The sequence below is a fragment of the Vibrio rotiferianus CAIM 577 = LMG 21460 genome (assembly GCF_002741985.1).
GTDB classification, from domain to species: Bacteria; Pseudomonadota; Gammaproteobacteria; order Enterobacterales; family Vibrionaceae; genus Vibrio; species Vibrio rotiferianus.
This window is the reverse complement of record NZ_APHW01000021.1, coordinates 132,971-143,644: the sequence shown is the minus strand read 5'-3', so window position 1 is coordinate 143,644 and position 10,674 is coordinate 132,971. Positions and strand designations below refer to the sequence as shown.

Below are 10,674 nucleotides of genomic sequence, written 5' to 3'. Positions count from 1 at the left end.
TTATTTAATTGAATCAGTCACGTTCGCTGCGTTGGCAGCATCCGTAATGTTAACTACTGGAATAGCGTTAAGCTTCCACTTCCAGCTCTCTGTGGTGGTTTCCACAGGAATCATTTCAATACAGTCAGTTGGACAAGGAGCAACACACAAGTCACAACCGGTACACTCGTCTTTGATAACGGTATGAAGGGCTTTAGTACCACCAACAATCGCATCCACAGGACACGCTTGAATACACTTGGTACAACCGATACACATATCTTCATGGATGAAAGCAACGGTTTTGACTTTGCTGTCGAGATCGTGTGCCGACTCTTCCGCTTCGACGCCCATTAGATCCGCCAGTTTTTCAATGGTCGCTTGACCACCTGGAGGACATTTATTGATTTTATCGCCATTCGCGATTGCTTCTGCGTATGGACGACAACCAGGGTAGCCACATTGGCCACACTGAGTTTGCGGTAGGATAGAATCGATTTGATCGACAATTGGATCCGCTTCGACTTTGAAGCGAATCGATGCAAAACCAAGTATGGCCCCAAATACAGCGGCGAGGGCAGCAAGAGCGATGATCGCAATTAAAATCGTACTCATCGTTTACTTCACCAAACCTGTAAAGCCCATAAAGGCAAGAGACATCAGGCCTGCGGTAATCATCGCAATCGATGCGCCTTTAAACGGCACTGGTACGTCGGCAGCAGCAATACGTTCACGCATTGACGCAAATAGGATCAGTACCAAAGAGAAGCCAACCGCTGCGCCAAAACCGTAAATGATCGATTCGATAAAGTTGTGGTTCTCATTGATGTTAAGCAGAGCAACACCCAGAACCGCACAGTTCGTTGTGATCAGAGGTAGGAAGATACCCAACAGACGATAAAGCGTTGGGCTGGTTTTGTGCACGACCATTTCGGTGAACTGTACAACAACAGCGATCACCAAAATAAAGCTCATGGTTCGTAGATATTCGATGCCCAGTGGACGCAAAACATAGCTTTCCACCAAGTAGGCACACACAGACGCGAGCGTTAGTACAAAAGTTGTAGCTAAGCCCATGCCAATTGCTGTTTCCAGTTTTTTAGACACGCCCATAAAAGGACACAAGCCTAAAAACTTCACCAGTACAAAGTTGTTCACCAGCACAGTGCCGACCAACAACAAAATATATTCGGTCATAGTTATTACGTTCTTAAAATCCGATCCCAATATTATCGTGTTTTGTGACACCAATAACAACCAGAGAACGGTGTGGTTTTATGCACCCGATGGAAAATTATACGTGTATGTGATGTGAGCAGATGAATTAATAAGAAATTGAAAAGTTTGGTGAATGGTTGTTAACAAAGTAAAACGCAATTAGTGCTGCTGATTTAACGTGGCTTTGCTGGTAGTCAACTAACATCAGGGGAAGAACAAAAGCGTGTTTCTGGGAAGAGCTTTTTTTGCAAGAGAGGTGGTAGCTTGTATAGGTGGATCGCTAGATACGAAAAAGCCGCGTCTTAGACGCGGCTTCTCTGAATTTGGCTCCTCCTGCTGGACTTGAACCAGCGACCTGCGGATTAACAGTCCGTCGCTCTACCAACTGAGCTAAGGAGGAATTGCTTTGCTTGAAAGCGGGGCGAATCTTACCGAGCGCCTATGTTTCTGTCAACACCAAAAAATAGATTTTTCGCAAAAAAGAATAGTTTTTTTTCTTTACTTTTTTGTACACCTTGCCAGTTAAGGGCTGGAGTTACTTATCCACCAAAATTGTGGATAACTATGTTGATGAGATCTGGGTAAAGGCATTTTATATGAAACTGCACAACTTTTAAGCGAAGAAGCATTTGAATAAATTGAGAATAAATCTAAATAAAACAGGGGCTTCGCTTATCTTTCACTCAGAATTAAGATGGTGGATAAAATTTGGGCTTTTGGGGATAAAAGCTTGTAGAACGATATTTTGGGGAAAAGTTGTGGAAACTAAAAATTGATAATCAAAGGAGGTCATCGAGTAGGGCGAAAGACTATAACAGACTCGCTTTGAGAAGGCTAGAGTAAAAACTACATCGTTTAAAATTTCATAACAATGCGCTATAAAATTCAATTAGGCATAGATTTAAACTACCAAGGTGTATATATATACAGCTAAAGTGCAGTAAATTTGAGGAAGGGTATGAGTAAAGTTTATGAACTGGTCTCTGAATATCAGCCATCTGGTGATCAGCCAACCGCTATTAAGCAGTTGTTAGAAGGGTTAGATGCTGGTCTTGCCCATCAGACACTGTTGGGTGTAACGGGGTCGGGTAAAACATTCACACTGGCAAATGTGATCGCAGAAGCACAGCGACCAGCGATACTTCTTGCCCCTAACAAAACCTTAGCTGCTCAATTGTATGGTGAAATGAAGTCTTTCTTCCCCAATAACGCGGTGGAATACTTTGTGTCGTACTACGACTACTACCAGCCAGAAGCATACGTTCCGACTACGGATACGTTTATAGAGAAAGACGCTTCAGTTAACGCGCATATTGAACAAATGCGTTTGTCCGCTACAAAAGCACTACTAGAACGTAAAGATGCCATTATTGTCGCGTCGGTATCGGCTATCTATGGTTTGGGTGATCCAGAATCTTATCTACAAATGATGTTGCACTTACGTCGCGGTGATGTGATTGATCAGCGCGATATGCTGCGCCGCCTTGCTGAGCTGCAATACTCACGCAATGACGTTGCATTTGAGCGTGGCCAGTTCCGTGTTCGAGGTGAAGTGATTGACATCTTCCCGGCCGAATCAGACCAAGATGCTGTACGTGTAGAGATGTTTGACGATGAAGTCGATTGCATTAGCGTATTCGACCCATTGACTGGAGTGGTCAAACAGCGCGACTTGCCGCGTTATACTATTTATCCAAAGACGCACTATGTTACGCCACGTGAGCGTATTCTTGATGCGATTGAAAGCATCAAAGATGAGCTTGAAGTGCGTAAGAAGCAGCTTCTGGATAACAATAAGCTTCTAGAAGAACAACGCATCAGCCAACGCACTCAATTCGATATTGAGATGATGAACGAGCTGGGCTTCTGTTCAGGTATCGAAAACTACTCTCGTTACTTGAGTGGCCGTGCTGAGGGTGAGCCGCCACCGACACTATTTGATTATTTGCCTCACGATGGTTTGCTGATCATCGATGAGTCCCACGTGACGGTTCCGCAAATTGGCGCGATGTATAAAGGTGACCGTTCCCGTAAAGAAACACTGGTTGAGTTTGGTTTCCGCCTGCCTTCAGCGTTGGATAACCGTCCGATGAAGTTTGAAGAATTCGAAGCGATTTCGCCGCAGACGATATTTGTCTCGGCAACACCTGGTAATTATGAGCTGGAAAAATCAGCCGACGAGATAGCTGATCAGGTTGTGCGTCCAACAGGTCTACTCGACCCTGAGTTAGAAGTTCGCCCAGTTGCCACTCAAGTCGATGATCTGTTGTCTGAGATTCGAATCCGTTCTGCGAAAGAGGAGCGTGTTCTGGTAACGACACTAACTAAGCGCATGGCGGAAGACTTAACCGAGTACCTGCATGAGCATGATGTTAGAGTTCGCTACCTTCACTCTGATATCGATACGGTAGAGCGTGTCGAGATTATCCGTGATCTTCGCTTAGGTGAGTTTGATGTGCTGGTGGGCATCAACTTATTACGAGAAGGCCTGGACATGCCAGAAGTCTCATTAGTAGCGATTCTTGATGCGGATAAAGAGGGCTTCTTGCGATCTGAACGCTCCCTGATTCAGACGATTGGACGAGCGGCACGTAACCTCGAAGGTAAAGCAATTCTGTATGCGGATTCGATCACCAAGTCGATGAAAAAGGCGATGGACGAAACCGACCGCCGTCGTGAAAAACAGCGAGCTTACAATGAGAAGATGGGTATTGAGCCACAAGCTCTGAAACGTAATATCAAAGATATTATGGAGCTAGGGGATATCACTAAGTCGAAGCGTCAGCGTAACAATAAGCAAGTACCGTTATCGAAAGTAGCTGAGCCTTCGCAAACCTACGAGATTATGTCTCCGCAGCAGTTGGAGAAAGAGATCAGTCGCTTGGAAGCGGCGATGTACCAACACGCCCAAGATCTTGAGTTTGAGTTGGCTGCCCAAAAACGCGATGAGATTGAGAAGTTACGCGCGCAGTTCATTGCAAATAGTTAGCCTGATTAGCGGTAATTTGATTACCGACAAAATGCCCAAGTGCGCATGTTTCAATACTTAGGATTGAATATTTAGTGTACTTGGGTGATTCGGCACTCTTGAATCGAAGACAAAAAAAAGCCAATAGGCAGTCGGGTCTATTGGCTCATTGCGTGAATATAGAATTCACAAACAACGTCAGTTGGCTAGGTGACCCGAGGGGTCACATTATGTAACGCATACATCGTGCCATTCTTCATCTCATTGATCTGTATACTTTCCTAATTTAGCATTTCATTTTATTACGATTGTTTATTTGCAAAATGCAAAGCGTAATGCGATTATTATTTAAAACACAACGATAAATTGGCTAGGTTATGCAATCTAATGAAGGTCAAAAGTCTCGCTATCTATTGATGGTCGAAGACACCGCATCCGTCGCAGCGTTATATCGCTCCTATCTAACACCTCTTGGTATTGATATTAATATCGTTGGCACTGGGCGTGATGCTATTGACAGCTTAAAGCACCGAATCCCAGATTTAATTCTGCTGGATCTGCGTCTACCCGATATGACAGGTATGGATGTTCTCCATGCGGTTAAAGAGAGTAACCCAGACGTCCCGATCATTTTTATGACGGCACACGGCTCTATTGATACGGCCGTAGAGGCAATGCGTCATGGTTCCCAAGATTTTTTAATTAAGCCCTGCGAAGCCGACCGATTGCGTGTCACGGTGAATAATGCGATCCGCAAAGCAACCAAATTAAAGAATGAAGCTGACAACCCTGGCAATCAAAATTATCAAGGCTTTATTGGCAGTAGCCAAACCATGCAGCAGGTTTACCGCACTATTGATTCTGCTGCGAGCAGTAAGGCGAGCATTTTCATTACTGGTGAAAGTGGCACGGGTAAAGAAGTGTGTGCGGAGGCGATTCACGCAGCAAGTAAGCGTGGAGATAAGCCGTTTATCGCCATCAACTGTGCAGCAATTCCGAAAGACCTTATTGAAAGTGAACTGTTTGGTCACGTAAAAGGTGCTTTCACCGGTGCGGCTAATGATCGACAAGGTGCGGCAGAACTGGCTGATGGCGGCACGCTGTTCCTTGATGAGCTGTGTGAAATGGACTTGGATCTTCAAACTAAGTTATTGCGTTTTATTCAAACGGGTACGTTCCAAAAGGTCGGTTCTTCTAAAATGAAGAGCGTAGACGTGCGCTTTGTGTGTGCGACCAACCGCGACCCATGGAAAGAGGTTCAAGAAGGCCGTTTCCGTGAAGACCTTTACTATCGTTTGTACGTAATTCCATTACACCTCCCACCACTACGTGAACGTGGTGAAGATGTAATTGAAATTGCTTATTCATTGCTTGGCTACATGTCGCATGAAGAAGGGAAGAGCTTTGTACGTTTCTCTCCAGAGGTAATAGAGCGATTCAATGATTACGAATGGCCTGGAAACGTTCGCCAATTGCAAAACGTGTTACGTAACATTGTTGTCTTGAACAGCGGTAAAGAGATTTCTTTAGACATGTTACCGCCACCATTGAACGCGCCAATGACTAAGACACCAATGCCAAGAGCCGTTGAAATCGAGAGTTTTTCTGCTTCTGATATTATACCGTTGTGGATGACAGAGAAGTCCGCCATTGAACAGGCTATAGAGGCTTGCGATGGCAATATACCGAGAGCTGCTGGGTATTTGGATGTAAGCCCTTCAACGATTTATCGTAAGCTCCAAACTTGGAATCAAACCGAAGAGCAGAAAAAGGCATGAACAAGGAAGTGTTAAATCAACAAAAAATTGATGAGTTGTCTGATGAAATAGGTAGTGAAAATGTTCCTATTCTTTTGGATATTTTCCTCGGTGAGATGAACTCATATGTCGACAATCTAAACGCTGATTCCAGTGATGGCCAACTTGTGTATTTGAAAGAAATCAGCCATGCATTGAAGAGCAGTGCGGCGAGTTTTGGTGCCGACCGCTTATGTGACTTAGCGATTCAAATTGATCATAAAGTGAAGCGAGGAGAGTCATTAAGCCATGATGGTGATGTGTCTATGATGCTTGACACGCTGAAGGTTACACAAAAGGCTTATTTGAGCTGGGGTCAATGATAGACGTATACAGAAAAGAGGCATAGCGCCTCTTTTCTAATGTCTCTTATAGCGTTAATTGGTCAACAATCGCTTGTTTTAACTTATCACGATCATGTCGCCAATCTCGATTGGTAGAAGCAAGTGATTGTGTGACAACATTCCAGTGTGCATTTACCTCATCATCCGCATCTTCCGCCAAAACTACGTCAATCTTTCTTCCTTGGCAGGCGCGCTCACACCATTCTAATTTCTGTCTCAAAGACATTAAGCCAGCGGGACCAAATTCAGGGCTCAAGTTGGCAACGAATATAAGTTTAGCACTATGGTTATTCGCAATGGCTTTCCCAAGTTCCGGAAGTAGCAAAGGTGGCATTATGCTGGTTAGAAAACTGCCTGGGCCTAGGATGATTGCATCAGCCTGTTCTAGAGCTGTGATCGCTTCTTTTGTCGCAGGGACTTCTGGAGAAAGATCGAGACGACGCAGTTCTTTGTTCATCTCGTCTACATTGGTTTCACCAGTTACTAGTTGGCCGTCAACCGCAAGTGCTGTCAGGTCAGATGGGTGCTCTGACATCGGTAAGATGTTGACGTCTACTTTCAGCATGTTGCGGATCAAGTTGATAGCATCAAGAGGCCGCACTGATAGGTGATCTAAAGCCGTCAACATTAGATTACCTAGGTTATGTCCATCAAGTTCGCCAGCGCCACGAAAACGATATTCAAACATCATTGAGCTGATAGAAGGCTCCGTGATGAGCTGGTTGATGCAATTACGTGTATCTCCCCAAGCAATACCGCCTTGGCAATGACGAATTCGCCCAGTTGAGCCACCATTATCTGTTGTTGCTACAATTCCGGTTGCATTTTCGCCGAAGTCTTTCAAAGCCGATAGCATTCGACCTAGACCATGGCCACCGCCAACCGCAGCAACCTTTTTGTCGTTATAGATTTTCATCGTGTTCTTCTAATATTTTTTGTCATAACCGACTACAATTTATCTTATTGAGTAATAGCCGTGTACTCACTAGGAAGTAAATTGTGTTTCTACAGAGATTTTTATCGATTAAGGCTAGATTCCATTACGAATATTAAGTATTTTACACGGCAAAGCTACCAAGTGCTTATATTATAGTGCTGGTTGCCATAACTCCGAGCTTACTATGCTAAGTCCAAGGATAAGCATTTTGAGCCAGTGACATTCTGTCACAAGGGCATAATTGGAAATGATTATGCCTCCCGTGTTTGGAAAGGTGTTCCGTGGCGCAACAATTCGAAGACAAATTTCATCGTAAGTTCTATTACTTGCGTCTGTCTGTGACCGACGTATGTAATTTCAAATGTACCTATTGCCTTCCTGACGGCTATAAGCCATCGGGCAATAAAAACTCGTCTTTTTTATCTCTCCCTGAGATCAAACGTGTCGTCAAAGCGTTTGCTGATTGTGGTACCTCAAAGGTACGTATCACAGGTGGTGAGCCGAGTTTACGCAAAGACTTTACTGACATTATTCACTCAGTCGCAACCACGCCGGGTATCAAAAAAGTCGCGACAACGACTAACGGCTACCGCATGGCGAAGCAAGTGGCGGACTGGCATGACGCTGGCCTCACGCACATTAACGTGAGTGTGGATAGTCTTGACCCACGTATGTTCCATCAAATTACAGGTGAAAATAAGTTCACTGAGGTGATGAATGGTATCGAACGTGCGTTCGAAGTGGGTTATGAACAAGTCAAAGTGAATGTGGTACTGATGAAAGACCTCAACCACAACGAGCTACCTGCTTTCCTTAACTGGATTAAAGATCGTCCCATCCAACTGCGTTTTATAGAATTAATGCAGACGGGAGAAATGGATGATCTGTTTGCCAAGCATCATGTCTCTGGTGTGGCAATCCGAAATCAATTAATCGCCAACGGTTGGTTACTTAAAGTACGTTCTCATAATGATGGTCCTGCACAGGTATTTGTTCATCCAGATTATAAGGGTGAAATTGGCCTAATCATGCCGTATGAGAAAGACTTCTGTGAGAGCTGTAACCGACTTCGTGTATCGGCTATGGGTAAACTGCATCTATGTCTGTTCGGTGAGCATGGCGTGGAATTACGTGACCTATTAGAACGTGACGAGCAAGAGGAAGAATTGATTGAACGTATTCAAGCGCAGCTGCAAACGAAATCCGTTAGTCACTTCTTGCACGATGGCAATACAGGTATGACGCCACATCTTGCGTCTATCGGCGGCTAATTCCAATCAGATTTTACATCGGGAGCTGACGTGGCTTCTGATGATTTTTCCAGAATCGATACCCTGCGTATCAAAAGCAAATTAGAGAATAGGTGAACAAATGGGTCACGCTGAAAGCAAATTTCAACCTGCAAACATTGCCGTTCTAACGGTATCTGACACTCGTACTGAAGAAAACGACACTTCTGGTGGTTACCTCGTTGAGCACGCGAAAGAAGCGGGTCACAACGTTGTCGATAAACAAATCGTTATCGATGACATGTACAAGATCCGTGCGATCGTTTCTCAGTGGATTGCTGACGAAAATGTACAAGCAATCATGATCACAGGCGGTACAGGTTTCACTTCACGTGATAGCACGCCAGAAGCACTTAAGCCGCTATTTGATAAAGAAGTAGAAGGCTTCGGTGAACTATTCCGCTTGGTTTCTTACGAAGAGATTGGTACTTCAACGATTCAATCTCGCGCGATTGCAGGCTTTGCTAACCATACCGTTATCTTCGCGATGCCGGGTTCTACTGGTGCGTGCCGTACTGGTTGGACGAAGATCATCAAGCAACAGCTAGATGCAAGCCACCGTCCTTGTAACTTCATGCCACACCTATCTGTATAACCTTTCCTAAAAGCGAAGGAAAAACAATGACCCAATTTACACATATCAACGCGTCTGGCGAAGCTAACATGGTAGACGTATCAGCAAAAGCAGAAACCGTTCGTGAAGCACGTGCTGAAGCGTTCGTGCATATGGCTCCAGAAACACTACAACTTATTGTTTCAGGCCAACACCACAAAGGTGATGTGTTTGCGACTGCTCGTATTGCTGGTATTCAAGCTGCTAAGAAAACATGGGATTTGATTCCTCTTTGTCATCCTCTGTTGCTTTCTAAGGTTGAAGTTCAACTGGAAGCTATAGAAGCAGAAAACAAAGTACGTATCGAATCTGTATGTAAGCTAGCGGGTAAAACAGGCGTGGAAATGGAAGCGCTGACGGCGGCTTCAGTGGCAGCTTTAACGATTTACGATATGTGTAAAGCGGTGCAGAAAGATATGGTTATTGAACAAGTTCGTCTACTAGAGAAGACGGGCGGTAAATCAGGACACTTCAAGGCGGAATAATGATTAAAGTACTTTTCTTTGCTCAAACGCGAGAGCTAGTTGGTATGGATGGTCTAGAACTTGAAGGCCAGTTTGATAATGTAGAAGCCATTCGAGCTCACCTTGTTGAGTCGGGGGCTGACAAAGAAGGCAAGTGGGATTTAGCGCTAGAACCAGGCAAGTTACTGGCTGCGGTAAACCAGTCTATCGTACCTTTAGACACTGTAGTGAAAGCGGGCGATGAAGTTGCCTTCTTTCCACCAGTAACAGGGGGCTAATATGGATCCTCGCGTTTCTGTACAAGCTGAAGACTTTTCGGTCGATCAAGAGTACCAACGTCTATCAGAAGGCACGGCCTCTGGTGCGGTAGTTACCTTTATCGGTAAAGTTCGTGATATGAACCTTGGTGATAACGTGGTTGGTCTTCACCTAGAGCATTATCCGGGTATGACGGAGAAAAGCCTGATCGACATCTGCGATGAAGCGGAATCACGTTGGCCTTTGTTAGGTGTGCGCGTTATTCACCGTATTGGTGATCTCGATACAGGTGACCAAATTGTTTTTGTTGGTGTGTCCAGTGCACACCGTGGTGCGGCATTTGATGCTTGCGAGTTCATTATGGACTTTCTAAAGACCAAAGCACCATTCTGGAAAAAAGAACGCACCACCAGTGAAAACCGTTGGATTGAATCGCGAGATACCGATCATCAAGCAGCGCAGCGCTGGGAGAAATAACTCCTTTTCTATCGCGAGTAGCTACCTATGGCCAAGTTGTTTAGATGACTTGGCCTTTTCCATTTCCAGACCTTCCTCTCTTCAAATTAGCTCCCACTAAACGAGGGCTAAATAACTTCTCTAAATACCGTACATTTCACTTGTTTACCGAACGGTGATCCTGTTCACAATAAAAAATCTTGAACAAGATATAAACAATAATTTGTTAGACTTGTACCATGGTAAATGTTAATTAATATGTGCATATCTAGCATAAGATGCTATCAAATCGTTTAAATTTAGATTTATCGAATGTTTCGCCTGTTAAATGATATCTCATATCCCCATTTTG

11 protein-coding genes, 1 tRNA gene and 1 riboswitch are annotated in these 10,674 nt (G+C 44.4%); of the genes, 8 read left to right on the top strand and 4 right to left on the bottom strand.

Going from position 1 to position 10,674, the window contains the following annotated elements; translation table 11 throughout:
* From rsxB to B853_RS10080, 3 genes are all read right to left on the bottom strand, one after another.
* Nucleotides 1–594 (bottom strand): electron transport complex subunit RsxB, encoded by a 594-nt coding sequence (rsxB, locus tag B853_RS10090; RefSeq protein ID WP_005439677.1) that lies wholly within the window; start codon nt 592–594, stop codon nt 1–3.
* Between the two features lie 3 nt (nt 595–597).
* The gene (gene rsxA, locus B853_RS10085; protein ID WP_005425202.1) at nt 598–1,176 is read right to left on the bottom strand and encodes an electron transport complex subunit RsxA; all 579 of its coding nucleotides are present in this window, start codon (nt 1,174–1,176) and stop codon (nt 598–600) included.
* Between the two features lie 345 nt (nt 1,177–1,521).
* A tRNA-Asn gene (locus B853_RS10080) sits at nt 1,522–1,597 on the bottom strand.
* Nucleotides 1,598–2,155: 558 nt separating this feature from the next.
* On the opposite strand from B853_RS10080, the gene uvrB reads away from it, so the two are divergent.
* From uvrB to luxU, 3 genes are all read left to right on the top strand, one after another.
* Nucleotides 2,156–4,186 carry an excinuclease ABC subunit UvrB gene (gene uvrB / locus B853_RS10075; RefSeq protein ID WP_038885126.1) on the top strand — a complete coding sequence of 677 codons (2,031 nt, stop codon included), beginning with the start codon at nt 2,156–2,158 and terminating at the stop codon, nt 4,184–4,186.
* A gap of 356 nt (nt 4,187–4,542) precedes the next feature.
* Nucleotides 4,543–5,943, top strand: a complete 1,401-nt coding sequence (gene luxO, locus B853_RS10070; protein ID WP_038885127.1) for a quorum-sensing sigma-54 dependent transcriptional regulator LuxO — start codon at nt 4,543–4,545, stop codon at nt 5,941–5,943.
* The gene (gene luxU / locus B853_RS10065; RefSeq protein WP_010449380.1) at nt 5,940–6,284 is read left to right on the top strand and encodes a quorum-sensing phosphorelay protein LuxU; all 345 of its coding nucleotides are present in this window, start codon (nt 5,940–5,942) and stop codon (nt 6,282–6,284) included. The genes luxO and luxU overlap by 4 nt, the downstream gene beginning before the upstream one ends.
* Nucleotides 6,285–6,330: 46 nt before the next feature.
* Here luxU and yvcK read toward each other — a convergent pair whose 3' ends face one another.
* A complete protein-coding gene (gene yvcK, locus B853_RS10060; protein ID WP_010449378.1) occupies nt 6,331–7,221 on the bottom strand; it encodes a uridine diphosphate-N-acetylglucosamine-binding protein YvcK in 891 nt (296 codons plus the stop codon).
* A 180-nt stretch (nt 7,222–7,401) separates the two neighbouring features.
* A riboswitch (molybdenum cofactor riboswitch) is annotated at nt 7,402–7,535 on the top strand.
* Here yvcK and moaA point away from each other — a divergent pair.
* From moaA to moaE, 5 genes are all read left to right on the top strand, one after another.
* Nucleotides 7,524–8,513 carry a GTP 3',8-cyclase MoaA gene (moaA, locus tag B853_RS10055; protein ID WP_038885128.1) on the top strand — a complete coding sequence of 330 codons (990 nt, stop codon included), beginning with the start codon at nt 7,524–7,526 and terminating at the stop codon, nt 8,511–8,513. It overlaps the preceding riboswitch by 12 nt.
* A 100-nt stretch (nt 8,514–8,613) precedes the next feature.
* A complete protein-coding gene (moaB, locus tag B853_RS10050) occupies nt 8,614–9,126 on the top strand; it encodes a molybdenum cofactor biosynthesis protein B (RefSeq protein WP_005433210.1) in 513 nt (170 codons plus the stop codon).
* 26 nt (nt 9,127–9,152) lie between these two features.
* Nucleotides 9,153–9,629 carry a cyclic pyranopterin monophosphate synthase MoaC gene (gene moaC / locus B853_RS10045; RefSeq protein ID WP_005439664.1) on the top strand — a complete coding sequence of 159 codons (477 nt, stop codon included), beginning with the start codon at nt 9,153–9,155 and terminating at the stop codon, nt 9,627–9,629.
* On the top strand, nt 9,629–9,886 hold the full coding sequence (moaD, locus tag B853_RS10040; RefSeq protein ID WP_038885130.1) for a molybdopterin synthase sulfur carrier subunit: 258 nt from the start codon (nt 9,629–9,631) through the stop codon (nt 9,884–9,886). The genes moaC and moaD overlap by 1 nt, the downstream gene beginning before the upstream one ends.
* A 1-nt stretch (nt 9,887) precedes the next feature.
* Nucleotides 9,888–10,343, top strand: a complete 456-nt coding sequence (gene moaE / locus B853_RS10035) for a molybdopterin synthase catalytic subunit MoaE (protein ID WP_038885131.1) — start codon at nt 9,888–9,890, stop codon at nt 10,341–10,343.
* Nucleotides 10,344–10,674 lie beyond the last annotated feature (331 nt).

Coding starts and splice junctions, on each gene's coding strand:
- rsxB (WP_005439677.1), bottom strand. CDS start 594: ATGAGTACGATTTTAATTGCGATCATCGCTCTTGCTGCCCTCGCCGCT.
- rsxA (WP_005425202.1), bottom strand. CDS start 1,176: ATGACCGAATATATTTTGTTGTTGGTCGGCACTGTGCTGGTGAACAAC.
- uvrB (WP_038885126.1), top strand. CDS start 2,156: ATGAGTAAAGTTTATGAACTGGTCTCTGAATATCAGCCATCTGGTGAT.
- luxO (WP_038885127.1), top strand. CDS start 4,543: ATGCAATCTAATGAAGGTCAAAAGTCTCGCTATCTATTGATGGTCGAA.
- luxU (WP_010449380.1), top strand. CDS start 5,940: ATGAACAAGGAAGTGTTAAATCAACAAAAAATTGATGAGTTGTCTGAT.
- yvcK (WP_010449378.1), bottom strand. CDS start 7,221: ATGAAAATCTATAACGACAAAAAGGTTGCTGCGGTTGGCGGTGGCCAT.
- moaB (WP_005433210.1), top strand. CDS start 8,614: ATGGGTCACGCTGAAAGCAAATTTCAACCTGCAAACATTGCCGTTCTA.
- moaC (WP_005439664.1), top strand. CDS start 9,153: ATGACCCAATTTACACATATCAACGCGTCTGGCGAAGCTAACATGGTA.
- moaD (WP_038885130.1), top strand. CDS start 9,629: ATGATTAAAGTACTTTTCTTTGCTCAAACGCGAGAGCTAGTTGGTATG.
- moaE (WP_038885131.1), top strand. CDS start 9,888: ATGGATCCTCGCGTTTCTGTACAAGCTGAAGACTTTTCGGTCGATCAA.